This is a genomic window from Kluyvera ascorbata, assembly GCF_023195735.1.
GTDB classification, from domain to species: Bacteria; Pseudomonadota; Gammaproteobacteria; order Enterobacterales; family Enterobacteriaceae; genus Kluyvera; species Kluyvera ascorbata.
Genome location: NZ_CP096201.1, coordinates 833,710 through 859,431, shown reverse-complemented (window position 1 = coordinate 859,431; position 25,722 = coordinate 833,710). Strand labels below are relative to the sequence as shown.

The window sequence follows — 25,722 nt, the reverse complement described above, 5'->3', positions numbered from 1 at the left end:
CAAAAAATCTCCAGAATAAAAAGGGCTTACGCGACGGCCTTGCCGTTACGCACAAAAATAGGTTTCGTTACTTTGACCGGCATTTCGCGGTTGCGGATCTGCACGATCGCCGTCTCGCCAATCCCTGCCGGGACGCGAGCCAGCGCAATACTATGACCTAAGGTTGGCGAGAAAGTCCCGCTGGTGATCACACCTTCGCACGCGTTGCCGTGAGCATCGGTAAAGCGCACCGGCAGTTCACCGCGCAGCACGCCTTTTTCGGTCATCACCAGGCCGACCAATTGTTCGGTGCCTTTTTCGCGTTCCAGTTCCAACACGTCGCGACCAATAAAGTTGCGGTCTGCGGGTTCCCAGGCGATGGTCCAGCCCATGTTGGCCGCCAGCGGAGAAACGCTTTCATCCATTTCCTGGCCATAGAGGTTCATCCCGGCTTCCAGACGCAGCGTGTCACGCGCGCCCAGGCCGCAAGGCTTCACGCCTGCCTGTACCAGTTTCTGCCAGAAATCAGCGGCCTGCTCTTTTGGCAGGGCAATTTCATAACCCGCTTCACCGGTATAGCCGGTGGTCGCAATAAAGAAGTCACCCGCCTGCACGCCAAAGAACGGCTTCATGCCTTCCACGGCGTGACGCTGCTCATCGGTGAACAGCGTGCCCGCTTTCGCCTGCGCGTTTGGACCCTGTACGGCAATCAGCGACAGGTCATCACGGACGGTGATGTCGATGGCATAAGGTTCAGCGTGTTGGGTAATCCAGGAGAGGTCTTTTTCGCGAGTGGCGGAGTTTACGACGAGGCGGAAATAATCTTCGGTGAGGTAGTAGACGATAAGGTCATCAATCACGCCGCCCGATGCATTCAGCATACCGCTGTAGAGCGCCTTGCCGGGCTTGGTGAGCTTGGCAACATCGTTTGCCAGCAGATAGCGTAGGAACTCTCGGGTCCGTGGTCCGTGCAGATCGACGATGGTCATGTGCGACACATCGAACATCCCGGCATCGGTACGCACCGCGTGGTGCTCATCAATTTGTGAGCCATAGTGCAGCGGCATCATCCAGCCGTGAAAATCCACCATACGCGCGCCACATAACACGTGCTGGTCATACAAAGGCGTTTGTTGAGCCATCATGTCCTCGTTGAATATATCGCACCACAAAACCAAACGCCGACGCCCATTTGGGCACCGACGCAAACGTTCTCTTTTCCCTGAACTTACCACCGAACATCGTGGTAAACCATCCTGAGAAAGGGGACATCACATTAGCTTATGACCAAAAGTCGCGAAAAATCATACAGAGGAATCGACTGCAAAAAAGCGAAATACACCACATTTAATTAACAACAACGGGTAACAATTCAGCATAAGATAATATTTTATGCGTAAAACAGGGCGACTTTTCCGTAACATGAAAACGCATGGATTAATAAAACTAATGCGAAAAATGGCGTGAAATTAGAATTTTTCAAATGAGGAAGGAGACTCCCGGTAGAACCACCGGGAGTAAAAGTGTGAGCGACTTAACGAAGCCACTCAGGCAGGTCGTTGAGGCCCATCGCCTGACGAATCAGCTGCGGCTTGACGCCGGGTAGCGTATCGGCCAGCGCAAGGCCGAGGTCGCGCAGCAGTTTTTTCGCCGGGTTTTCACCGGCAAACAGCTCGCGGAAACCCTGCATTCCCGCCAGCATCAGCGCGGCGCTGTGCTTACGGCTGCGCTCGTAGCGACGCAGATAGAAGTGCTGCCCGATATCTTTGCCCTGTGTATGCAGACGGCGCAGCTCTTCTATCAGCTCGGCGGCGTCCATAAAGCCCAGGTTCACGCCCTGCCCGGCCAAAGGATGGATGGTGTGCGCCGCATCGCCGACCAGCGCCAGGCGGTGGGCAGCAAACTGACGCGCATAGCGCCCGGTCAACGGGTACACCTGACGCTCGCTCTCTACCTTGCACAGCCCCAGGCGATTATCAAAGGCGATATTCAGCTTCTGGTTAAATTCAGCGTCATCGGCCTGCTGCATCCGTTCTGCTTCCTGCGGCGACAGCGACCAGACTATCGAACAGAGATGCGGATCGGAGAGCGGCAGGAAGGCCAGAATACCGTCGCCGTGGAAGCTCTGGCGCGCAACGGCTTCGTGCGGCTCTTCGGTGCGAACGGTCGCCACCAGCGCGTGGTGACGATAGTCCCAGAAGGTCAGCGGAATATCCGCTTTGCTGCGCAGCCAGGAGTTCGCGCCGTCCGCGCCGACCACCAGACGCGCGGTCAGCATGTTACCGTCTTTTAGCGTCAGGAATGCTTCGTTCTCACCCCAAACTACCTGTTGAAGTTCTGCAGGGGCCATCAGGGTAACGTCACTACTGCGCTCGGCTTTCTGCCACAGCGCATGGTGAATCACCGCATTTTCAACGATATGGCCGAGATGGCTGTAGCCCATGCTGCGGTCATCAAACGCGATGCGGCCGAAGCTGTCTTTATCCCACACTTCCATACCGTGATAGCAGCTGGCGCGCTGGGCCACAATGGCCGACCAGACGTCCAGCCTGGTGAGCAGCTTTTCACTGCCCGCATTAATAGCAGAGACGCGCAGCGCAGGCGGCGCATCGGCGGCAAGCGCCTGCGGCAGCGACTGCTCCAGCACGGCAACCCGCAGGCCGCTGCCCTGTAAACCGCAGGCCACCGCCAGCCCAACCATTCCACCGCCTACGATGGCAACATCAACACTTTGCACATTAACTCCTTAAACTGCTGATTAGCGGGCGACCCAGCCCAGCGTCCGCTGCGCCAGCACATCGCGTGCAGGGGTAAATAATTCCATCGACATCAGGCCGACGTTGCGCCCGGCCACCAGCGGCGCCCAGCGGTTGGCGAAAATATGCACCAGCCCGTCGGTGACGCCAATCGTGGCCGCTTTGTCTTCCGCGCGCTGACGCTGGTAATGGCACAGCAGCGAATAGTCGCCGATATCCTGATTGGCCTCGTGCGCACCCGCCAGATGTTCCGCCAGCGTCATCACGTCGCGCATGCCGAGGTTAAAACCTTGCCCGGCAATCGGGTGCAGCGTCTGCGCCGCGTTGCCTACCAGCGCCAGACGGTGCGATACCGTCCGGGTGGCGGTGGTTAGCGACAGTGGATAGACGCTGCGTGCGCCAGCGTGGGTGATTCGCCCTAAACGCCAGCCGAACGCTTTCTGTAGCGCCTGGCAAAACTGCGTATCAGACCAACTCAGCACGTCGTCATGGCGCGCCAGCGGGTGGCACCACACCAGCGAACAGCGATTTTGCGACATCGGCAGCATGGCAATAGGGCCATGCTCGGTGAAACGTTCAAACGCCCGCCCCTGATGCGGCACGGCGGTGGAGACATTAGCAATCACCGCCACCTGATTGTATGGTTCCTGCTGCCAGGTAATACCGCACTGCTCGCCAAGCGTGGAGCGCGAGCCATCGGCAGCAACCAGCAGCTTGCCTTGCAGCGTTTCACCGCTGTCCAGCGTAACGCTTACACCATCAGCCTGGCGTTCAACCAGCGACACCCGCGAAGGACAATGCAGCGTGACGCCGCGCGCATGGCGCAGCAGGCCGAACAGCCGCTGTCCCACGTCGTGCAGCTCAACAACATTGCCGAGTGCAGATAACCGATAATCTTGAGCATTAAGGGTGACAAAACCGGCATGGCCGCGGTCACTGACGTGAACGCTGGTAATCGGCGTTGCACAGTCGGCAATGGCCTGCCAAAGATTGACCTTCGCCAGTTGCTGGCAGGTACCAGCCGCTAGCGCAATCGCCCGGCCGTCAAAGCCCGGGTGTTCAGCGGCGTGAATATCCGCCGCTTCAATCAGGTGCACCGGCAGGCGACCCGCCGTTAACTGCGAAATAGCCAGCGCCAATGTGGCGCCGGTCATGCCGCCGCCGACAATAATCACGCTCATAGCTGACGTGCCGCTGCCATCAACGCTTCAATGGCATCCGCATCCTTCACCACGCTCGCGGTGAGATTCTCGTTACCGTCTTCGGTAATGAGAATATCGTCTTCAATACGAATGCCGATACCGCGATATTCCGCCGGCACGTCCGCGTCTGGCGCGATGTACAGGCCCGGTTCAATGGTCAGCACCATTCCCGGCTCCAACACGCGCGAGCGGTCTGCGCCGTAGACGCCTACGTCATGCACATCCAGCCCCAGCCAGTGGCTCAGGCCATGCATAAAGTACGGGCGGTGGGCGTTGTCGGTAATCAACTGGTCAATTTCCCCTTTGAGGATCCCCAGACCGTGCAGGCCCGTCACCATAATGCGCACCACTTCACCGGTCACTTCCTGAATGGAGGTGCCCGGGCGATAGAGCTCAAGGGATTTGTATAGCGAAGCGAGCACGATATCGTAGATAGCGCGCTGTGCTGGGGTAAATTTGCCGTTCACCGGGAACGTACGGGTGATATCGCCCGCGTAGCCTTTGTATTCACAGCCTGCATCAATCAGCACCAGATCGCCGTCGCGCAGCTCGGATTCGTTTTCGGTGTAGTGCAGAATGCAGCCGTTTTCGCCGCTGCCCACGATGGTGTTATAGGACGGGTAGCGCGCGCCGTGGCGGGAGAATTCGTGGAGGATTTCCCCTTCCAACTGGTATTCAAACATCCCCGGCTGACATTTTTCCATCGCGCGGGTATGGGCCAGCGCGGAAATTTCACCGGCGCGACGCAGGATTTCAATCTCTTCGCTGTCTTTGAACAGGCGCATTTCATGCACCATCGGACGCCAGTCGATCATCGCATCCGGCGCGGTCAGATTCTGACGCGAACCTTTACGCAGTTTATCCAGCGCGGTGAAGACGATGTCATCAGCAAAAGCGTATTCGCCCAGCGCGTGGTAAATCACGTCCAGGCCGTTCAGCAACTGGAACAGCTGCTGATTGATTTCGCTGAACGCCAGCGCGCGGTCAACGCCCAGTTTTTCCGGCGCGGCGTCCTGGCCCAGTCGACGGCCAAACCAGATCTCAGCCGTCAGGTCGCGAACGCGGTTGAACAGCACGCTGTGGTTGTGAGTGTCATCGCTTTTAATCAGCACCAACAAGGCTTCAGGCTCGTTAAAGCCGGTGAAGTACCAGAAATCGCTGTTCTGGCGATAGGGATACTCAGAATCCGCGCTGCGAGTCACCTCTGGTGCGGCAAAAATCAGCGCCGCACTGCCTGGCTTCATTTGCGCCAGTAATGCCTGGCGGCGGCGGAGAAACGCTTGCTGTGTCATGACATCTCCTTTCAATCCCTTAGCGCTCCGTTCGCCGGCCTTGCGCAGCAAGCAGAGCGGGCGTTGTGATTAGTGTAATGTTGGCTTTTGCACTTCAGGCGCGGTCGGCTGTGGGTGGGTGAAAGTATCGTGGCACAGCAGCGCCGCTACGCGAACGTATTCGATAATTTCTTCCAGCGACATTTCCAGCTCTTCCTGATCTTCATCTTCTTCATAGCCAAGTTGCGCAATATTTCGAAGATCGTCAATGGCTTCGCCGGTTTCATCTCTCACTTTATCCAGCTTTGGCTGTACCATTCCCAGGCCAAGCAGGAAATGGTTTACCCAGCCAGAGAGCGCATCGGCGCGGTCGAACACGCTGACATCGTCGCCTTCAGGCAGATAAAGCTGAAAAAGGAAGCCGTCGTCTTCCAGCGCATCGCTGGTTGCCGCATGCATGGAACGCAGCGACTCGGCAAGCTCGTGACCAAAGGCCAGACCTTCGTTGGTCAGGTCGTGAACCAGCGGCTGCCAGGAGCTGTCCTTGTTTCCGCCGCAGAGCAAACCACTCAGCAGACCGTGCATTTCTGCAGGCGTCAGGCCTACCCCTTGTTGGTTCAACAGTTGGTTCATCACGGTGTAAACCGGCATTTCGTTCTGTATAGACATGCGCATTCGTCATTGTTGGGTGGAATTCATGGTATGCTACCACTTTGGACCCTGGAGATACCAGAAAAGGGCTTGTATCTTCATACCAGGGTAGCTATAGTGTCGCCCCTTCACATCCTGAGAGTGAAGGACGCGCAGTCAATCAGCAGGAAGGTGGCATGTCTGCACAACCCGTCGATATCCAAATTTTTGGCCGTTCACTGCGAGTGAATTGCCCGCCTGAACAAAGAGATGCTTTGAATCAGGCAGCGGACGATCTGAATCAGCGGTTGCAAGATCTGAAAGAACGCACTAGAGTCACAAATACTGAGCAGCTGGTTTTCATCGCCGCGTTGAACATCAGCTATGAGTTAACTCAGGAAAGGGCAAAGACGCGCGACTATGCTTCCAGCATGGAACAGCGTATTCGGATGCTACAACAGACCATTGAACAGGCGTTGCTTGACCAGGGTCGCATATCCGATAAGACAGCCCCAAAGTTTGAATAACACTTTGCAGTTTACTATGGTAGAGTGACTGTGAAGACAAAATTTCTCTGAGATGTTCGCAAGCGGGCCAGTCCCCTGAGCCGATATTTCATACCACAAGAATGTGGCGCTCCATGGTTGGTGAGCATGCTCGGTCCGTCCGAGAAGCCTTAAAACTGTGACGACGCATTCACCTTGAACCAAGGGTTCAAGGGTTACAGCCTGCGGCGGCATCTCGGAGATTCCCCTTCTACCTACCGGTCTTATGACGCATCCATCTGAGCAACAAAACTCCCGACAGCACATTCGCCAGTTAATCCGGCAACGTCGTCGTGCGCTCACGCCACAACAGCAAACGCTTTACGGTGAACAAGCCGCAGACCGCATGATGGCCTGGCCTCCCGTGGTGATGGCAAAAACCGTCGCGCTGTTTTTATCCTTTGACGGCGAACTCGATACCCAACCTTTGATTGAACAGCTCTGGCGAGCCGGTAAGCGCGTTTACCTGCCGGTACTTCATCCGTTCAGTCCAGGCAACCTGCTGTTTCTGCATTATCACCCGCACAGCGAACTGGTCATGAACCGCCTCAAAATCCGCGAACCAAAGCTGGATGTCCGTGACGTACTGCCGCTAGCTAAACTCGACGTGCTGATAACACCGCTGGTTGCCTTTGATGAACAAGGTCAGAGGCTGGGCATGGGCGGTGGTTTTTACGACCGCACGTTGCAGAACTGGCAGCAGTACGGCATTCAGCCTGTCGGCTATGCGCACGATTGTCAGTTAGTTGACGCCTTGCCGGTTGAAGAGTGGGATATCCCCCTCCCCGCCGTAGTCACGCCGTCGAAAGTGTGGCAGTGGTAGGCATTTTCTGCCGATTGACATCGATTCTTTTTTGACCTAAATTCCTCGGTAAAGGGTGAGGGAGGCGAACCTCCCTCCTGCGTAAATCTTGTTAATATGCTGGCCAAGCGATGATTAACAAAATCAGCAGTATGATGACGAGTCTCATCATTATCCCTTTCCCTTTAGAGCCCCTGCTTCGGTAGGGGCTTTTCCGTTTCAGCCCTATGCTGAACCCCTATCGTAAAATCCTTTTTACTACACACAATGCGCAGCAGAATCTTTAATCACCGTTTGCGGCGAGGCTCGTAAATGCCATGTATGAGTTGCAGAACGGAAACATAAAAACAAAACGGGCAGACCAATGGCCTGCCCGTCTGGATAGAAAGAATAAAGATTAGTACAGCAGACGCGCGCGAACGGTGCCCGGAATCGCCTTCATGCTCAGCAGCGCTTTCTCCGCTACATCCTCTTCCGCTTCAATATCGATAACCACGTAGCCCATCTGTGGTGTGGTTTGCAGGTACTGCGCGGCAATGTTGACGCCCTGCTCGGCAAAGATTTGGTTGAGCGCAGTCAGTACGCCAGGACGGTTTTCGTGGATGTGCAGCAGACGACGGCCGCCGTGCAGTGGCAGCGACACTTCCGGGAAGTTAACCGCAGAGAGCGTAGAACCGTTGTCGGAGTACTTAATCAGTTTACCCGCCACTTCCAGACCGATGTTCTCCTGCGCTTCCTGAGTTGAGCCGCCAATGTGCGGAGTCAGGATAACGTTGTCGAACTCGCACAGCGGCGAGGTGAACGGCTCGCTGTTGGTCGCAGGCTCGGTTGGGAAGACGTCAATAGCCGCGCCCGCCAGATGTTTACGCGCCAGCGCATCGCACAGCGCAGGAATTTCAACAACCGTACCGCGTGAGGCGTTAATCAGCAGCGCGCCCGGTTTCATCAGCGCCAGCTCTTCCGCACCCATCATATTTTTGGTGGAGGCGTTTTCCGGCACGTGCAGGCTGACCACGTCGCTCATATTCAGCAGGTCAGAAAGATGCTGAACCTGCGTGGCATTACCCAGCGGCAGCTTGCTTTCGATATCGTAGAAGAAGACATGCATCCCCAGCGATTCCGCCAGAATGCCTAACTGAGTACCGATGTGGCCATAACCAATAATACCCAGCTTTTTGCCGCGCGCTTCATAAGAGCCCGCCGCCAGTTTGTTCCATACGCCGCGGTGTGCTTTGGCGTTCGCTTCCGGAATACCACGTAGCAGCAATAGCAGCTCACCGATCACCAGCTCCGCCACGGAACGGGTATTAGAGAACGGGGCGTTAAATACCGGCACGCCGCGTTTAGCCGCCGCGACCAGGTCAACCTGGTTAGTACCAATGCAGAAACACCCGACCGCCACCAGTTTCTCAGCGGCAGCAAAAACGTCTTCCGTCAGGTGAGTACGGGATCGCAGGCCGATGAAATGCGCATCACGGATCGACTCTTTCAGCTGTTCAGTGTCCAGCGCACCCTTGTGAAACTCGATATTGGTGTAACCTGCTGCACGCAGACTATCCACCGCCTTCTGGTGCACGCCTTCAACCAGCAGAAATTTAATTTTCTCTTTTTCCAGTGATACCTTAGCCATTTCCCCGTCCTGTCTTTGTTTTACTGATGCTGTGATGAACGAAAGTTCATCTAAGCAACATATCAAAAAAAAATATTGCGGCAATATGAACGTTTGCGTCGGGGATATGAGGAAGCGTCATGTAGCGAGAAATGCCAGCATAAAATGCTAAGTGAGAAGATAAAGATGGGATGTTAATAAGGTGTGAGATTGAAATGTGACACAAGTCACCAAATTTAGCCCACATAAAAAAAATGGGGGAAATTGCGATTTCCCCCCGTCAGATCATTTCACTATGGTTTTCACGCCGTCGGCGGTACCAATCAGCGCCACATCTGCGCCACGATTAGCGAAAAGCCCTACGGTCACTACGCCTGGGATGCCATTAATGGCGTTTTCCAGCGCGATGGCGTCGAGAATTTCCAGGCCATGAACGTCGAGGATAACGTTGCCGTTATCGGTCACTACGCCCTGACGGTATTCCGGACGACCACCCAGCCTCACCAGCTCACGCGCCACGGCGCTACGAGCCATTGGGATAACTTCCACCGGCAGCGGGAAGTTGCCCAGGATATCAACCTGCTTGGATGAATCGGCGATACAGATAAATTTATCCGCTACGGAGGCGATGATTTTTTCGCGGGTCAACGCCGCGCCGCCGCCTTTGATCATCTGCATGTGGCCGTTAATTTCATCCGCGCCGTCCACGTAGATGCCTAAACGGTCGACTTCGTTCAGGTCGAAAACGGTGATGCCGAGGCTTTTCAGCTTCTCGGTAGAGGCATCAGAGCTTGAGACCGCCCCTTCGATTTGTCCTTTCATCGTGCCCAGCGCGTCAATAAAGTGCGCTGCGGTAGAGCCCGTGCCTACACCCACAATCGTACCCGGCTGTACGTATTGAAGTGCCGCCCAGCCTACTGCTTTTTTCAGTTCATCCTGCGTCATGATCGTTTCGCCTGTGGTGTCATCAACTGCCGCGCATTATAGAACATAACGCTGGAATAATTCGAGCCGCCGGGAAACCTCAGGCTGAGTGCGATGGAGCAGGCGTTCAACTCGTGACCTTTGTCACAGTAAACTGCAAACCATTTTCGTCTGTATCTCCGGTAAAATTATGTCATAGTGCAGATAACACCTACAGGGGAGTATCTCAGAGCAATGAAACGTCCGGACTACAGAACACTACAGGCGCTGGATGCCGTTATCAGAGAACGTGGATTTGAACGCGCCGCGCAGAAACTGTGTATTACTCAGTCCGCCGTTTCCCAACGAATAAAACAGCTGGAAAACATGTTCGGCCAGCCGCTGCTGGTACGTACCGTGCCGCCGCGCCCAACGGAACAGGGTCAGAAGCTGCTGGCGCTGCTGCGTCAGGTTGAACTGCTGGAAGAGGAGTGGCTGGGTGACGAGCAAACCGGTTCGACGCCGCTGCTGCTGTCGCTGGCGGTCAACGCCGACAGTCTGGCCACCTGGCTACTGCCAGCGCTGGCCGATGTGCTGGCCAACTCGCCTATCCGTTTAAATTTACAGGTAGAAGATGAAACCCGCACCCAGGAACGCCTGCGTCGCGGCGAAGTGGTTGGCGCGGTGAGTATTCAGCCACAGGCGCTGCCGAGCTGTTTGGTCGATCAGCTTGGGGCGCTCGACTATCTGTTTGTCGGTTCCAAAGCGTTCGCTGAGCGCTATTTCCCTAACGGAGTGACTCGCTCTGCGCTGCTGAAAGCGCCAGCGGTAGCCTTCGATCATCTGGACGATATGCACCAGGCCTTTTTGCAGCAGAACTTCGATCTGCCGCCGGGCAGCGTACCTTGCCATATCGTTAACTCGTCGGAAGCGTTTGTGCAGCTGGCGCGTCAGGGGACGACCTGCTGTATGATCCCGCATCTGCAAATTGAGAAAGAGTTGGCGAGCGGTGAGCTGATTGATTTGACGCCGGGTCTGTTCCAGCGCCGGATGCTGTACTGGCACCGTTTTGCGCCAGAGAGCCGGATGATGCGGAAGGTGACGGATGCGTTGCTGGCTTATGGACATAAGGTGTTGCGTCAGGATTAACCCGCACTAACACAGAAAGTGTGCAAGGGGCGGCCAATCGCCGCCGCCCTAATTAACCGCTTATTTCGCCGCAGGTGCAGGAGCTTGAGTTGCAGCAGGAGCCGCTGGAGCAGCAGCCTGCTCAGGCTGAAGCTGGAACACCACATCCACCTGATCGTCAAACTGGATAGTCGCCTGCTCGTAAGTTTCCTGTGCTGAAACCGGCGCCGCATCGGCCTTCATCATCCGCACCATTGGGCTCGGCTGATAGTTAGACACATGATAACGCACGCTATACACCGGCCCCAGCTTACTGTGGAAGCCCGCCGCTAGCGACTGCGCCTGATGAATCGCATCTTCAATCGCCGCTTTACGCGCCTTATCTTTATAAGCATCCGGCTGCGCCACGCCCAGCGACACGGAACGGATTTCATTCAACCCGGCTTTCAGCGCGCCATCCAGCAGCGAATTCAGCTTATCCAACTGACGCAGCGTCACCTCAACGGTACGTACCGCGCGATAGCCTTTCAGCACGCTTTTCCCGTTCTGATAGTCGTAATCCGGCTGAGTACGCAGGTTCGCGGAGCTGATATCTTTTTTCGCTACGCCGTTCTGCTCGAGGAAGGAGAGATATTGCGCAACACGCTGGTCGGCCTGTTTTTTCGCGCTTGCGGCATCCTTGGCAGCAATGTTGACTTCAATGGCAAGCGTCGCGATATCCGGAACCGCATCCACGCTCGCCGTACCCGATGTCACGATATGCGGGCTGTCCGGCAATTCATTTGCCTGCACCGCCATTGCGCTAAACCCAACTACTGCAGCCAGAGCCATCACTTTAAACTTCACTGTTGTATCTCCTTGGTTATCACCCGACAACGGGGTCTTGCCTGCAAGCTTAGCCGTTGCCAGGGGAAAGTCCATCAGATGAGACCTAGTTCAACAATGCATGCAGGTGTCCAACGCCCTCTTTTGCCAGCTGAAATGCAATAAACCACATCACTACGCCAACAATCAGGTTAATAATACGCTGCGCTTTAGCGGTTCGTAAACGAGGAGCGAGCCAGGCTGCCAGCAACGCCAGCGCAAAGAACCACAGGAAGGAAGCGCTGACGGTACCCAGCGCAAACCAGCGTTTTGGCTCATCCGCCAGCTGACCGCCGAGACTGCCCAGCACCACAAAGGTGTCCAGATATACGTGTGGGTTAAGCCAGGTCACCGCCAGCATGGTCGCAATAATTTTCCAGCGCCCCTGCTTCATCACTTCCGCATTCGCCAGTTCAATATTGCTACCCATCGCGGTTTTTAACGCGCCAAAGCCATACCACAGCAGGAACACGACGCCGCCCCAGGTGACCAACGCCAGCAGCCACGGCGAGGCATTCAACAAGGCGCTGCCGCCAAATATCCCGGCGCAGATAAGCACCAGATCGCTAATGGCGCACAGCAGCGCAATCATCAAATGGTATTGGCGACGAATCCCCTGGTTCATCACGAACGCATTTTGCGGCCCCAGCGGAAGAATCATGGCCGCCCCAAGCATAAGACCTTGAAAGTAATAAGATATCACGATAGTTTTCTTTAAGTAGTTCAGGAATGGCGCTGACTATAACGCGATAGAATCATTAGCGGAAATTGATATTTTTAATCAGTAATAAGTTTAGCTAATTATAAATTGAAGATACGCGCACCGATGTAGGCCGGATAAGACGTTTACGTCGCCATCCGGCACTAATGCGCTCAGTCAGTGCCTGATGGCGCTACGCTTATCAGGCCTACCATGTTTGGTCGCCCATAAAAAAACCGGGCATCAGCCCGGCCTTATTACTGCTTAGAAGCGATTACTGCTGGGCAGAACTGCCCGGCTTCATATTCACGTCTAACTGTGGATAAGGGAAGCTGATGCCGTTGGCATCGAACTCGCGCTTAATTTGCTCCAGCACGTCCCAGTAGACGTTTTGCAGGTCGCCGCTCAGGCTCCAGGCACGCACGACAAAATTCACTGACGACGGCGCCAGTTCATTTAAACGCACGGTAATATCGCGGTCCTTGAGAATACGATTATCCGCTTCAAGAATACGGGTCAGGATCTGCTTAACCTGATCAATATCCGCATCGTAAGAGACGCCAATAATAAACTCATTACGGCGCGCAGGTTCACGGGAGAAGTTGATAATATTACCGGCGATAATTTTACCGTTCGGAATAACGATAATTTTGCCGTCAACGGTACGCATGGTGGTTGAGAAAATCTGCACGCTCAACACGGTACCGGCAACGCCGCCCAGGTCAACGTATTCACCCGCACGGAACGGACGGAACATCACCAGCAGTACGCCAGCGGCCAGGTTGGAGAGCGAGCCTTGCAGCGCCAGACCCACAGCTAAACCGGCGGCACCCAGTACGGCAATCACCGAGGCAGTCTGCACACCAACGCGGCCCAGCGCGGCAATCAGCGTAAAGGCGATAATCGCATAGCGCACCAGCGCGGAGAGGAAGTCCGCTACGGTGGCATCAATTTTACGCGCCAGCATCAGACGGTTGACGGTGCCCGATACAATTCTCGCCACGATCATCCCGACGATGAGGATGGCAATCGCCGCCACGATATTGACGGCGTAGCTCAGCAGGAGCTCCTGGTTGCGCACCAGCCAGGAGCCAGCGTCGTTTATGCTATCGACAACGTTTAAATCTTCCATTCAATATTCCTTATGGATACCCGGATGGGAAACTAAAAACGGCCTGCAAAAGTACAGGCAGGTATAAAGGGTAAACAAAAAATCAGTATTTTGCCAAATAGATCACAGTTTTATCCGGCACATCATATTGAAAAGGCAATAAAAAAGCCCGCTAGGCAGCGGGCTTTTGGTCAAAAATCAGGTTTATCTTACAGAACGTCTTTCGCGTTCAGTTCAGAGAAAGCCTGTTCCAGACGTGCGATCATGGACGCCTGAGCTGCACGCAGCCATACGCGTGGATCGTAGTATTTCTTGTTCGGCTGGTCTTCGCCTTTCGGGTTGCCCAGCTGGCCCTGCAGGTAAGCTTCGTTGGTTTTGTAGTACTGCAGGATACCGTCCCAGGTTGCCCATTGGGTGTCAGTATCGATGTTCATTTTCACTACGCCGTAGCTTACGGAGTCTTTGATTTCCTGAGCAGAAGAACCGGAACCACCGTGGAAGACGAAGTTCAGGCTGTTGTGCGGCAGGTTGTGTTTCTTAGAAACGTATTCCTGAGAATCACGCAGGATGGTTGGGGTCAGAACCACGTTACCTGGTTTGTACACGCCGTGTACGTTACCGAAGGAAGCTGCGATGGTGAAACGTGGGCTGATTTTGCTCAGTTCAGTGAACGCGTAATCAACGTCTTCTGGCTGAGTGTACAGTGCAGAAGCGTCCATGTGGCTGTTGTCCACGCCGTCTTCTTCACCGCCGGTGCAACCCAGTTCGATTTCCAGAGTCATGCCCATTTTGGACATACGCGCCAGGTATTTGGAGCAGATTTCGATGTTTTCGTGCAGGGACTCTTCGGACAGGTCGATCATGTGGGAAGAGAACAGTGGTTTACCGGTAGCCGCGAAGTGTTTTTCACCCGCGTCCAGCAGACCGTCGATCCATGGCAGCAGTTTCTTAGCGCAGTGGTCAGTGTGCAGGATAACTGGAACACCATAGTGTTCAGCCATCTGGTGTACGTGATGCGCACCAGAGATAGCACCCAGGATTGCAGCGCCCTGAGGAACGTCAGTTTTCACGCCTTTACCTGCGATAAACGCAGCGCCACCGTTGGAGAACTGAACGATAACCGGTGCTTTAACTTTTGCAGCGGTTTCCAGTACGGCGTTGATAGAGTCAGTACCAACGCAGTTAACTGCTGGCAGAGCGAAATTGTTTTCTTTTGCTACCTGGAAAACTTTCTGTACGTCATCACCGGTGATAACACCTGGTTTTACGAAATCAAAAATTTTAGACATGTCACGTAGTCCTGTATCTTCGGCCGTTAGAAAAGGTGCGAGCTCTATAAAGCGCGCTGAAAATTGGGCAGGTTTCCCTGCCCTTGAATGGCTTACTTCTTAGCGCGCTCTTCGAGCATTGCTACTGCTGGCAGTACTTTGCCTTCCACGAATTCGAGGAATGCGCCACCGCCAGTGGAGATGTAGGAGATTTTGTCAGCGATACCGAACAGGTCGATAGCTGCCAGGGTGTCGCCGCCGCCTGCGATGGAGAACGCGTCGCTGTCTGCGATTGCGTTAGCAACAATTTCAGTACCTTTGCGGAAGTTCGGGAATTCGAACACGCCAACTGGGCCGTTCCACAGGATGGTTTTTGCGTTTTTCAGGATGCCTGCCAGTTTCTCAGCAGAAACGTCGCCCAGGTCCAGAATCTGCTCTTCATCTTTGATGTCGTTTACAGATTTCAGGGTAGCGGTCGCGGTTTCGGAGAACTCGGTCGCTACGCGAACGTCAGTTGGAACTGGGATATCGCAGGTCGTCAGCAGACGCTTAGCTTCGTCAACCAGGTCCGCTTCGTACAGGGATTTACCAACGTTGTGGCCTTGAGCGGCAACGAAGGTGTTCGCGATACCACCACCAACGATCAGCTGGTCAGCAATTTTAGACAGGGAATCCAGAACGGTCAGTTTGGTAGAAACTTTAGAACCACCAACGATAGCCACCATTGGGCGAGCTGGTTCTTTCAGTGCTTTACCCAGCGCGTCCAGTTCTGCTGCCAGCAGTGGGCCTGCGCACGCCACGTCAGCAAACTTGCCGATACCGTGGGTGGAAGCCTGTGCACGGTGTGCAGTACCGAATGCATCCATCACGAATACGTCGCACAGTGCAGCGTATTTTTTGGACAGCGCTTCGTCGTCTTTCTTCTCGCCTTTGTTGAAGCGAACGTTTTCCAGAACAACCAGCTCACCGGCAGCAACTTCAACGCCGTCCAGGTAATCTTTAACCAGACGAACCGGAGCAGACAGTTTGTCTTTCAGGTAATTAACAACCGGCAGCAGAGAGAATTCTTCGTTGTACTCGCCTTCGGTCGGACGACCCAGGTGAGAAGTCACCATCACTTTCGCACCCTGTTTCAGCGCCAGCTCGATAGTTGGCAGTGAAGCACGGATACGTGCGTCGCTGGTTACTTTCCCTTCTTTAACTGGTACGTTCAGGTCCGCACGGATGAAAACGCGTTTACCAGCCAGATCCAGATCGGTCATCTTAATTACAGACATGGTGAATCCTCTCGTTGATACTTAAAGTTTTGTCGACGCTCAAGCGTCGAGCCTGAAACCAATAGCGGCCATTGCTAACGTGGTGTCGAGCATTCGGTTAGCAAAGCCCCATTCGTTATCACACCAGACCAGCGTTTTGATCAGATGCGCTCCACTCACCCGCGTCTGCGTGCCATCGACGATGGCGCTATGCGGATCGTGGTTAAAATCAGTTGAGACCAACGGTAATTCCGTATAGTCAACTATACCATGAAATGCACCCTGTGCTGCTTTTTGCAGCAACTGGTTGACTTCATTTGCTTTTACTGGCTTTTTCACCGTCACGCTCAGGTCAATTGCCGTCACGTTAATGGTCGGTACTCGCACCGCAATCGCTTCGAAACGGTCGCCAAACTGCGGGAAAATACGGGCAATGCCCGCAGCAAGCTTGGTATCCACCGGAATAATCGACTGACTTGCCGCGCGCGTACGGCGTAAATCGGGATGGTAGGCGTCAATCACCTGCTGGTCATGCATCGCGGAGTGGATGGTTGTGACCGTGCCCGATTCAATGCCATAGGCATCATCCAACAATTTGATGACGGGGATTATGCAGTTCGTGGTACAGGAGGCGTTGGACACGATGCGGTGTTCGGCGCACAGCTCATGTTCGTTAACGCCAAACACGACGGTGGCATCGAGATCGTTGCTGCCAGGATGTGAAAAGAGCACCTTCTTCGCGCCAGCGGCAATATGGGCTTCGCCATCATGGCGACTGCCGTATACGCCGGTACAGTCTAGCACGACATCAACCGATAGCTCTTTCCAGGGGAGCGCTTCAATAGCGCGCTCATGCAGAAGACGGATGGCGTCATCGCCGACGAAAAGCTGTTCACGCTCCTGGCGAACATCCCAGGCAAAGCGCCCGTGGCTGGTGTCATATTTCAACAAGTGCGCGATGCCCGCAGCATCTGCCAGTTCGTTGATTGCCACCACGGTGATTTCCGCACGGCGTCCGGATTCATACAAAGCACGAACCACGTTACGTCCAATGCGACCGAAGCCATTAATCGCTACGCGTACGGTCATAGGTCTCCTGCAAGGTTGTCCCGATGCAAAGTGGCAACAGAGTAATGCAGCCAAACGCTTTGGGAAACCTCACCCGCCACAAACAGTGACTGATTGGTTAAATGTCGAACAATTTATCGACTGAAACGCTTCAGCTAGAATAAGCGAAACAAGGAATAAAAGGAATGATTGTCCAGACAGAGACGCCTAATATCTGACATACATCACATTTTGATTGGAATAATATGCAAAGAAATTCCTGAGAATAATAAAAAGGGCCGCCGAGGCGACCCTTTCATTTCAGAGAAAACGCAGATTACAGCAGGGATTTCGCTTTCGCGAGAACGTTCTCTACGGTGAAGCCGAACTCTTTGAACAGCAGATCCGCTGGCGCAGACTCACCGAAGGTGGTCATGCCAACGATAGCACCGTTCAGGCCCACGTATTTGAACCAGTAGTCTGCGATGCCCGCTTCGATTGCCACGCGTGCAGAGACCGCTTTCGGCAGTACGGATTCGCGGTAAGCCGCGTCCTGTTTGTCGAAGGCGTCGGTGGACGGCATGGACACCACGCGCGCCTTCACGCCTTCAGCGGTCAGTTTTTCGTACGCGGCTACCGCCAGCTCAACTTCGGAACCGGTCGCAATCAGGATGATTTGCGGCTGACCGTCGCTGTCTTTCAGCACGTAACCACCGCGGGCCACGTTCGCCAGCTGCGCTTCGGTACGTTCCTGCTGCGCCAGGTTCTGACGGGAGAGGATCAGCGCGGTCGGGCCGTCGTGACGCTCTACGCCGTATTTCCACGCAATCGCGGATTCAACCTGGTCACATGGACGCCAGGTGCTCATGTTCGGGGTGACGCGCAGGGACGCAATCTGCTCTACCGGCTGGTGAGTCGGGCCATCTTCGCCCAGACCGATGGAGTCGTGGGTGTAGACCATTACCTGACGTTTCTTCATCAGCGCGGCCATACGTACCGCGTTACGGGCATATTCCACGAACATCAGGAAGGTAGAGGTGTACGGCAGGAAACCACCGTGCAGCGAGATACCGTTGGCAATCGCGGTCATACCGAATTCACGCACGCCGTAATGGATGTAGTTACCCGCGGTGTCTTCGTTAATCGCTTTAGAGCCGGACCAGATGGTCAGGTTAGACGGTGCCAGGTCAGCGGAGCCGCCGAGGAATTCCGGCAGCAGAGGGCCAAAGGCTTCGATGGCATTCTGGGACGCTTTACGGCTGGCGATTTTCGCCGGGTTAGCCTGCAGCTTCGCGATGAATTCGTTCGCTTTCGCGTCGAAATCAGACGGCATGTCACCTTTCATACGACGGGTGAACTCTGCTGCTTCCTGTGGGAAGGCTTTCGCGTAAGCGGCAAACTTGTCGTTCCAGGCGGCTTCTTTCGCCTGGCCTGCGGCTTTCGCATCCCACTGCGCATAGATGTCAGCCGGGATTTCAAACGGACCGTATTTCCAGCCCAGTTTTTCGCGGGTCAGCGCCACTTCGGCTTCGCCCAGCGGTGCGCCGTGGGAGTCGTGAGTACCCGCTTTGTTTGGTGAACCGAAACCGATAACGGTTTTGCACATCAGCAGGGATGGCTTGTCGGTGACTTTACGCGCTTCTTCTACTGCGCGTTTAATCGCTTCTGGGTCGTGGCCATCGATGCCGCGGATCACGTGCCAGTGGTAGGCTTCGAAACGCTTAGCGGTGTCATCGGTGAACCAGCCTTCAACGTGGCCGTCGATGGAGATGCCGTTGTCATCGTAGAACGCAATCAGTTTGCCCAGTTTCAGGGTACCGGCCAGGGAGCACACTTCGTGAGAAATGCCTTCCATCATGCAGCCATCGCCCATGAACGCATAGGTGAAGTGGTCAACGATGTCGTGACCAGGACGGTTGAACTGCGCCGCCAGCGTTTTTTCGGCGATAGCCATACCGACAGCGTTCGCGATGCCCTGACCCAGTGGGCCAGTGGTGGTTTCAACACCTGCGGTGTAACCCACTTCCGGGTGACCCGGGGTTTTGGAGTGCAGCTGACGGAAGTTCTTCAGTTCTTCCATCGGCAGGTCGTAGCCGGTGAGGTGCAGCAGGCTGTAAATCAGCATGGAGCCGTGACCGTTAGACAGCACAAAGCGGTCACGGTCAGCCCAGGACGGGTTCTGCGGGTTATGGTTCAGAAAATCACGCCACAGGACTTCGGCAATGTCAGCCATACCCATAGGGGCACCCGGGTGACCGGAATTGGCTTTCTGTACTGCGTCCATGCTCAGCGCACGAATAGCATTAGCAAGCTCTTTACGTGAGGACATTTTGACTCCAGTTCGGACTGTTGAAGGCAACCCTAACGTCACGAGAGGCGCACGTTACGGGCTATGCCAGAAAAAAGTGTCAACAATGTAACCTATGCGACAAAGCATGTACATGGAGCATCCTTTTGCCACTTCAGAAATCTCTGGAACAGAGGTTAACAAGATGTAATCCACTCGCTCGAAAGCCGCGATATTCTTTATACTTACGCCTAACTCTGGTGGTGCAGTTCCGGAGCATTTTCAGATAAACGACTTTGGAAGCAATCTCATGAAGAAACGGGCGGCGATTCTGGCGTTTGGCGCGACTTTACTGCTAAGCGGCTGTCAGAATATGGATTCAAATGGTTTATTGAGCTCAAGTACCGGCGCTTTGCAGGCATTTTCCTTGAGCGATCAACAGGTTCAGGCGCTAAGCGACCAGGCCTGTAAGGACATGGACAGTAAGGCTACCATCGCACCGGCAGACAGCGCTTATGTACAGCGACTCAATAAGATAGCGGCGGCGCTTGGCGATAACATTAACGGTCAGCCGGTGAACTACAAAGTCTACGTGGCGAAAGACGTCAACGCTTTCGCCATGGCCAACGGCTGTATCCGCGTGTATAGCGGCCTGATGGATCTGATGAATGATAATGAAGTCGAAGCCGTAGTTGGCCACGAAATGGGCCACGTTGCGCTCGGCCACGTGAAGAAAGGGATGCAGGTGGCGATTGGCACCAACGCCCTGCGCGCAGCGGCGGCATCCGCTGGCGGCATCGTGGGCAGCTTGTCGCAGTCACAGCTTGGCGATCTTGGCGAAAAACTGGTGAACTCGCAGTTCTCCCAGCGTCAGGAATCGGAAGCCGATGACTACTCTTATGATCTGCTGCGCAAGCGAGGGATCAATCCGACCGGGCTTGCCACCAGCTTCGAGAAGTTATCTAAACTCGAAGATGGTCGTCAAAGCTCAATGTTTGACGATCACCCGGCTTCTCAGGCGCGTGCCCAGCACATTCGCGATCGCTTACAGGCGGACGGCATTAAATAATTATTCAGAGGGGCAATATTGCCCCTCTTGCTTTGATAAGCAAAAAATATTAATAATGGCTAAACGGCATGAATTGATAATTTAAGCGCACGAACCGTTAAATATACGTAGATGTCACATCGGTCAAATATATAAACCGACCCCGCCGCACTCAAACACTTATCCTGAATATCAAATCAAAATTATATTATTTACCTTTCAGGAAGTTCTTTTACCTTATTTTTAAATAGTCCAGAGGGGTTTAGTAAAGCCAGTTATGGCGCGCCCTGCATGATACATCCCAGCGACACATCCATTCATACAATGATTGCTTTTGACACTTATTCAGGCGAATATCCGAATTGTAACAACACAATTCGACCGTCAGATAAACAGAGAAGTTCCCTCCGTGAAAAAGAAATTAACGTTAATTGCTTTAAGTATTATTGCCTCTGCGCCGGCTTTCGCGAGCCAACAATCCGACAGCCAGGGTTTTATTGATGACAGCCATCTGGATCTCTTCTTGCGTAACGCGTATATCAAACGTGATTATCGCGATGGGCTACATGATAAGAGCGAATGGGGCCAGGGCTTTATCGCGACCTTTGAATCCGGCTTCACTCAGGGCCCTATCGGCTTCGGCGTAGACGGTATTGCCCAGTACGGCGTGCGCCTGGACGGCGGCCGTGGGAACAGCGGTGCGGGCGGCATCGACTTTTTCGCCCAGGATAACGACGGCCGGGCAAAATCTGATTTAGCCAAATTCGGCGCGACCGCCAAAATGCGCTTCTCCAATACCGTGCTGAGCTACGGTACCCAGCGCCCAGCGTTACCGATTCTCTACGCCGACGATTCGCGTCTGCTGTATGAAACCTTCACCGGGACCATGCTGACCTCCAAAGAGATTGACGGTCTGGAAGTGAACGCCGGTTACTTCACCGACGAGCAGCGTAAAAGTGACGACAGCCACAACAGCGGCCTGAAGAGCATCACCTTCGGCGGCGCGAGCTATCAGTTTAACGACCAACTGAGCGGCGCGCTGTACGCCTCTAACGTTGAAGACGTGCTGAACAAGCAGTACCTCGGCCTGAACTACGCGCAGCCGCTGGCGACCAATCAGAAGCTGGTCTTCGACTTCAACGGCTATAACTCTCGCCTGGATCAGGAATACGCCGACTCGCTGGATACCGGCCGCAGCAACAGCATCTGGAGCCTGGCTACCAGCTATATCTGGGATATCCACACCTTCAAAATTGCCTACCAGCAGAGCAGCGGCAGCACCGGCTATCACTACGGCAGCTACCAGAATCAGGGCGGCGTCGGCGACGGCGGCAACACCATCTGGCTGGCGAACTCTTACTGGTCTGATTTTAACGGTGAAGACGAACGCTCATGGCAGGCGTCTTATGCGCTGGACTTTGGCGGCCTGGGCTTACCGGGCTTAAGCTGGACCACTGCGTACGTTCGCGGCGATAACATCAAAACGGCAGAAACCAACAACGGTAAAGAGCACGAGTGGTTTAACCAGGTGCAGTACCAGGTCCAGGACGGCCCGGCGAAAGATCTGAAGTTTAAAGTTCGCTATTCGGTGCTGCGTGTTTCCAGCAACGCCAGCGACTACAACGTCAGCGGGAATGAAGTTCGCGTTTACGTCGAGTACCCGTTTAACGCGTTTTAATCGTTGAGTGTACTCCCGGCGTCGCTGCGCTCGGCCGGGCTACATGTTAATCGTAGCCCGGCCGAGGCGTTTAGGCCGACGCCGGGGAACTACCGCGAATGTCTTACTCGCCCTTCTTCGCTGCCTGGATGTAGAGCATTTCCAGCGCCAGAGTCGCCGCCGCCAGTGCGGTGATCTCGGACTGGTCATAGGCCGGAGCCACTTCCACCACGTCCATCCCAACGATGTTCAGATCCTTCAGGCCGCGAACCAGTTTAATGGCGCGATCGGACGTCAGACCGCCGATCACCGGCGTACCGGTACCCGGTGCAAACGCAGGATCCAGGCAGTCGATGTCAAAGGTCAGGTAGACCGGCATATCGCCAACGATCTGCTTAACCTGCGCGATGATGTCGTCCACGGTGCGATCGTTCACCTGACCAGCGTCCAGCACGGTGAAGCCATTGTCTTTGTCGAACTCGGTACGAATACCAATCTGCACGGAGTGGTTCGGGTCGATCAGACCTTCGTTCGGCGCGGTGAAGAACATGGTGCCGTGGTCAAATTCACAGCCGTTAGCGTAGGTGTCGGTGTGGGCATCGAAGTGCACCAGCGCCATTTTGCCAAAGTGCTTAGCGTGCGCGCGCAGCAGCGGCAGCGTGACGAAGTGGTCGCCGCCGAAGGAGAGCATACGCTTACCAGCCGCCAGCAGTTTTTCCGCGTGCGCCTGCAGTTTTTCACTCATCTCACGGGCGTCGCCGAAAGCGTAAACCAGATCACCGCAGTCAACCACGTTCAGGCGCTCGCGCATGTCGAAGTTCCACGGGAAGCGGTTGTGCTCCCAGGCCAGGTTAGTGGAAACCTGACGAATGGCCGCCGGGCCGTGACGGCCACCGGCACGACCTGAGGTCGCCATATCAAACGGTACGCCAGTAATGACCCAATCCGCGTCGCTGTCGTACGGCATGAAGTTCATCGGCAGACGAAGAAAACCAAACGCGTTGGAAACCAGGGAGTTATCGTATTGATGACCTAAGGTGCTCATGTGCTGACCTCTTTTAAAATTACTGTAAAAAAAATCCCCTCCGCGTCGTTAGGCCCGACGAGGAAGGGATTGATTTGGTAACTGCATATTTGTGGCAAATTATCGCCGTTATTTTGTACGGATTCAAGCTGACATCGTCAATGCCGGATGGCGGCTTCGCCTTATCCGGCCTACAGATGTAGGCCCGGCAAGCGCAGCGCCACCGGGCAATTACCGTTACTCGTCTTCCAGATAAGTATAGCCGTACAAACCGGCTTCAAACTCTTCCAGGAACTGCTGCTGCAGCTCAGCGTCGAGATCGGTGTTTTTCACCTGGTCACGGAACTGCGTCAGCAGGGTGTTTGGATCGAGCTGTACATACTGCAGCATGTCCGCCACGGTATCGCCTTCGTCAGACAGCTCAACTTCCACGCTGCCGTCAGGGAAGACAAACACGTCAACCGCTTCGGTGTCGCCGAACAGGTTGTGCATGTTGCCGAGGATCTCCTGATACGCCCCCACCATAAAGAAGCCCAGCATTGGCGGGTTCTCTGGGTCATATTCCGGCATTGGCATGGTGGTCGCAATCCCGTCGCCGTCAACGTAATGGTCGATAGCACCGTCGGAGTCACAGGTGATATCCAGCAGCACCGCGCGGCGCTCCGGCGCCTGATTCAGCCCTTCCAGCGGCATCACCGGGAACAGCTGATCGATACCCCACGCATCCGGCATCGACTGGAACAGAGAGAAGTTGACGTAAATCTTATCCGCCATACGTTCCTGGAGTTCGTCGATAATCGGACGGTGCGCGCGGTTGCTCGGGTCAAGCTGTTTCTGCACTTCATGGCACATGTTCAGATAAAGCTGCTCGGCCCACGCGCGCTCATGCAGGCTAAAGGTGCCTGAAGAGTAGCCGACGTGAATATCGTGCAGGTCCATCTGGCTGTCGTGCAGCCATTCGCGCAGCGAGCGGCGGTTGCCCGGCTCGTGCATCTCCTGCCAGGTTTCCCACATGCTTTGCAGCGCGCGCGGCGCATCGGCTGCCGGCGGCGTCGCTTCGGTGTGTTCGCTACGCTCAACGCCGATGATGTTAGACACCAGCACCGTGTGGTGCGCGGTGACCGCACGACCAGATTCGGTAATCACCGTCGGGTGCGGCAGGCCGTGCTCTTCGCACGCATCGCCAATCGCCCAGATGATGTTGTTGGCATATTCGTTCAGGCCGTAGTTCACAGAGCAGTCGGACTGCGAGCGGGTACCTTCGTAGTCCACGCCCAGGCCGCCGCCCACGTCGAAGCACTGAATGTTCACGCCAAGCTTGTGCAGCTCAACGTAGAAACGGGCGGATTCACGCACGCCGGTGGCGATATCGCGAATGTTCGCCATCTGCGAACCGAGATGGAAGTGCAGCAACTGGATGCTGTCCAGACGACCACGCTCGCGCAGAATTTCCACCAGTTGCAGCACCTGGTTTGCCGCCAGGCCGAACTTGGATTTTTCGCCGCCGGAAGACTGCCATTTACCGGAACCCTGAGAGGCCAGACGCGCACGCACGCCAAGGCGCGGTACCACGTTCAGACGTTCAGCTTCTTCCAGCACGATGGCGATTTCGGACATCTTTTCGATGACCAGATAGACCTTGTGGCCCATCTTCTCGCCGACCAGCGCCAGGCGAATGTATTCGCGGTCTTTATAGCCGTTACAGACGATCACGCTGCGGGTCATGCCCGCGTGCGCCAGCACTGCCATCAATTCAGCTTTAGAACCGGCTTCCAGACCCAGCGGTTCGCCGGAGTGGATCAACGATTCAATGACGCGACGATGCTGGTTTACTTTGATGGGGTAAACCAGAAAGTAGTCGCCGTTGTAGCCGTAAGATTCACGCGCGCGTTTGAACGCCGCGTTAATCGAACGCAGACGATGCTGCAGGATCTGCGGGAAGCAGAACAGTGCAGGCAGACGCTGCCCCTGCGCTTCACGGGCTTTTACCAACTCGGCGAGGTCAACGCGCGCTTCTGGTACATCCGGGTCCGGGCAGACGCTGATGTGGCCAAGCTCGTTGACGTCGTAGTAGTTATTGCCCCACCAGGCAATGTTGTATGTGCGTAGCATTTTGCTGGCTTCCTGGGAGCTCATCGCAACCTCCTGCATGGAACGTAGTACACCGCGTTCGCCTGCTGACGAATGCGAATCGAATGAAATGTCGTCAGACATAGCGAACCTCAATTATTTATAACAAGTGTAAAACAGTTAACTACTATCGCAGCGTGACGTTGCGATAACAACCCATATACAGCCCGAATAGGCAGCAGAACATGCTGACGCTCCGACTGTGCGACCGGTTTCTTATTCATATCATTATAAAACAAGCACCTGAACACATTATGACGGTTCAGAGAAACCACGAGAAAACTCTTGTTTTGACAAGAGCGCCCTTGTTCAGTCTTCAGTTACCTACCGGCTCTGGAGTCCTGAGAAGCGCCGAAATGGGTATAACATCGGCTGGTATGCAAAGCAGAATGGGGGGTTGCGGGGAACATAGTCGCGCCAGGACGGCACGGTAGAATCAGCAGAATACAACGGTTCATTATCTCGTATCACCTCCACGGCCGCCTCGAAAGACGAACCTCAAGCC

24 protein-coding genes and 1 other RNA gene are annotated in these 25,722 nt (G+C 54.8%); 6 read left to right on the top strand and 19 right to left on the bottom strand.

Annotation, left to right across the window (positions count from 1 at the left end; genetic code table 11):
* Positions 1–26: 26 nt before the first annotated feature.
* From gcvT to MY052_RS04105, 5 genes are all read right to left on the bottom strand, one after another.
* Complete coding sequence (gcvT, locus tag MY052_RS04125) at positions 27–1,121, bottom strand: glycine cleavage system aminomethyltransferase GcvT (protein WP_035896242.1); 1,095 nt, start codon at positions 1,119–1,121, stop codon at positions 27–29.
* A gap of 392 nt (positions 1,122–1,513) precedes the next feature.
* Positions 1,514–2,716, bottom strand: a complete 1,203-nt coding sequence (gene ubiI / locus MY052_RS04120) for an FAD-dependent 2-octaprenylphenol hydroxylase (protein ID WP_035896243.1) — start codon at positions 2,714–2,716, stop codon at positions 1,514–1,516.
* 21 nt (positions 2,717–2,737) lie between these two features.
* Positions 2,738–3,916 (bottom strand): 2-octaprenyl-6-methoxyphenyl hydroxylase, encoded by a 1,179-nt coding sequence (ubiH, locus tag MY052_RS04115; protein ID WP_248538245.1) that lies wholly within the window; start codon positions 3,914–3,916, stop codon positions 2,738–2,740.
* Positions 3,913–5,229, bottom strand: coding sequence for a Xaa-Pro aminopeptidase (gene pepP / locus MY052_RS04110; protein ID WP_248538244.1), 1,317 nt, complete (start codon positions 5,227–5,229; stop codon positions 3,913–3,915). The genes ubiH and pepP overlap by 4 nt, the downstream gene beginning before the upstream one ends.
* Before the next feature lie 69 nt (positions 5,230–5,298).
* Positions 5,299–5,877, bottom strand: coding sequence for a YecA/YgfB family protein (locus tag MY052_RS04105; RefSeq protein WP_123650682.1), 579 nt, complete (start codon positions 5,875–5,877; stop codon positions 5,299–5,301).
* Positions 5,878–6,035: 158 nt separating this feature from the next.
* Here MY052_RS04105 and zapA point away from each other — a divergent pair, with 158 nt between their 5' ends.
* The 3 genes from zapA to MY052_RS04090 all read left to right on the top strand — a co-directional run bounded on the left by zapA (position 6,036) and on the right by MY052_RS04090 (position 7,206).
* Positions 6,036–6,365, top strand: coding sequence for a cell division protein ZapA (gene zapA / locus MY052_RS04100; RefSeq protein WP_035896247.1), 330 nt, complete (start codon positions 6,036–6,038; stop codon positions 6,363–6,365).
* A 41-nt stretch (positions 6,366–6,406) separates the two neighbouring features.
* Positions 6,407–6,590, top strand: a non-coding RNA gene (ssrS, locus tag MY052_RS04095) — 6S RNA.
* Between the two features lie 19 nt (positions 6,591–6,609).
* Entirely contained in the window at positions 6,610–7,206 is a 597-nt protein-coding gene (locus MY052_RS04090; RefSeq protein WP_248538243.1) for a 5-formyltetrahydrofolate cyclo-ligase, read from the top strand.
* A gap of 91 nt (positions 7,207–7,297) precedes the next feature.
* Here MY052_RS04090 and MY052_RS24245 read toward each other — a convergent pair whose 3' ends face one another.
* From MY052_RS24245 to rpiA, 3 genes are all read right to left on the bottom strand, one after another.
* A complete protein-coding gene (locus MY052_RS24245; RefSeq protein WP_227675170.1) occupies positions 7,298–7,354 on the bottom strand; it encodes a type I toxin-antitoxin system Ibs family toxin in 57 nt (18 codons plus the stop codon).
* 228 nt (positions 7,355–7,582) lie between these two features.
* Positions 7,583–8,815 carry a phosphoglycerate dehydrogenase gene (serA, locus tag MY052_RS04085; protein ID WP_035896249.1) on the bottom strand — a complete coding sequence of 411 codons (1,233 nt, stop codon included), beginning with the start codon at positions 8,813–8,815 and terminating at the stop codon, positions 7,583–7,585.
* A gap of 264 nt (positions 8,816–9,079) precedes the next feature.
* On the bottom strand, positions 9,080–9,739 hold the full coding sequence (gene rpiA, locus MY052_RS04080) for a ribose-5-phosphate isomerase RpiA (protein ID WP_035896250.1): 660 nt from the start codon (positions 9,737–9,739) through the stop codon (positions 9,080–9,082).
* 213 nt (positions 9,740–9,952) lie between these two features.
* Between rpiA and argP the strand changes: the two genes are divergently transcribed.
* Positions 9,953–10,846 carry a DNA-binding transcriptional regulator ArgP gene (argP, locus tag MY052_RS04075; RefSeq protein ID WP_035896251.1) on the top strand — a complete coding sequence of 298 codons (894 nt, stop codon included), beginning with the start codon at positions 9,953–9,955 and terminating at the stop codon, positions 10,844–10,846.
* A gap of 60 nt (positions 10,847–10,906) precedes the next feature.
* Here argP and MY052_RS04070 read toward each other — a convergent pair whose 3' ends face one another.
* The 7 genes from MY052_RS04070 to tkt all read right to left on the bottom strand — a co-directional run bounded on the left by MY052_RS04070 (position 10,907) and on the right by tkt (position 19,400).
* Complete coding sequence (locus MY052_RS04070; RefSeq protein ID WP_035896252.1) at positions 10,907–11,671, bottom strand: oxidative stress defense protein; 765 nt, start codon at positions 11,669–11,671, stop codon at positions 10,907–10,909.
* An 85-nt stretch (positions 11,672–11,756) separates the two neighbouring features.
* Positions 11,757–12,392: an arginine exporter ArgO gene (gene argO, locus MY052_RS04065; protein WP_035896253.1), complete on the bottom strand. Its 636-nt coding sequence runs from the start codon at positions 12,390–12,392 to the stop codon at positions 11,757–11,759.
* A gap of 271 nt (positions 12,393–12,663) precedes the next feature.
* Complete coding sequence (locus MY052_RS04060; protein WP_035896254.1) at positions 12,664–13,521, bottom strand: small-conductance mechanosensitive channel MscS; 858 nt, start codon at positions 13,519–13,521, stop codon at positions 12,664–12,666.
* Positions 13,522–13,709: 188 nt separating this feature from the next.
* Entirely contained in the window at positions 13,710–14,789 is a 1,080-nt protein-coding gene (gene fbaA, locus MY052_RS04055; protein WP_123650687.1) for a class II fructose-bisphosphate aldolase, read from the bottom strand.
* A gap of 92 nt (positions 14,790–14,881) precedes the next feature.
* A complete protein-coding gene (gene pgk / locus MY052_RS04050; protein ID WP_035896256.1) occupies positions 14,882–16,045 on the bottom strand; it encodes a phosphoglycerate kinase in 1,164 nt (387 codons plus the stop codon).
* Between the two features lie 39 nt (positions 16,046–16,084).
* Complete coding sequence (epd, locus tag MY052_RS04045) at positions 16,085–17,113, bottom strand: erythrose-4-phosphate dehydrogenase (protein WP_035896257.1); 1,029 nt, start codon at positions 17,111–17,113, stop codon at positions 16,085–16,087.
* Between the two features lie 295 nt (positions 17,114–17,408).
* Complete coding sequence (gene tkt, locus MY052_RS04040) at positions 17,409–19,400, bottom strand: transketolase (RefSeq protein ID WP_115073718.1); 1,992 nt, start codon at positions 19,398–19,400, stop codon at positions 17,409–17,411.
* A 268-nt stretch (positions 19,401–19,668) separates the two neighbouring features.
* Here tkt and loiP point away from each other — a divergent pair, with 268 nt between their 5' ends.
* Both loiP and MY052_RS04030 read left to right on the top strand, forming a co-directional pair.
* A complete protein-coding gene (loiP, locus tag MY052_RS04035) occupies positions 19,669–20,427 on the top strand; it encodes a metalloprotease LoiP (protein ID WP_035891997.1) in 759 nt (252 codons plus the stop codon).
* Positions 20,428–20,815: 388 nt separating this feature from the next.
* Complete coding sequence (locus MY052_RS04030; protein ID WP_248538242.1) at positions 20,816–22,084, top strand: OprD family porin; 1,269 nt, start codon at positions 20,816–20,818, stop codon at positions 22,082–22,084.
* Between the two features lie 103 nt (positions 22,085–22,187).
* Here MY052_RS04030 and speB read toward each other — a convergent pair whose 3' ends face one another.
* The 4 genes from speB to MY052_RS24240 form a co-directional block, all read right to left on the bottom strand.
* Complete coding sequence (gene speB / locus MY052_RS04025; protein ID WP_123652553.1) at positions 22,188–23,108, bottom strand: agmatinase; 921 nt, start codon at positions 23,106–23,108, stop codon at positions 22,188–22,190.
* A 216-nt stretch (positions 23,109–23,324) separates the two neighbouring features.
* Positions 23,325–25,301, bottom strand: a complete 1,977-nt coding sequence (gene speA / locus MY052_RS04020; protein ID WP_072011337.1) for a biosynthetic arginine decarboxylase — start codon at positions 25,299–25,301, stop codon at positions 23,325–23,327.
* A gap of 8 nt (positions 25,302–25,309) precedes the next feature.
* Positions 25,310–25,441 carry an acid stress response protein YqgB gene (gene yqgB, locus MY052_RS04015; RefSeq protein WP_147281523.1) on the bottom strand — a complete coding sequence of 44 codons (132 nt, stop codon included), beginning with the start codon at positions 25,439–25,441 and terminating at the stop codon, positions 25,310–25,312.
* Between the two features lie 96 nt (positions 25,442–25,537).
* Positions 25,538–25,627, bottom strand: a complete 90-nt coding sequence (locus MY052_RS24240; protein WP_420828637.1) for a hypothetical protein — start codon at positions 25,625–25,627, stop codon at positions 25,538–25,540.
* Between the last annotated feature and the right edge of the window lie 95 nt (positions 25,628–25,722).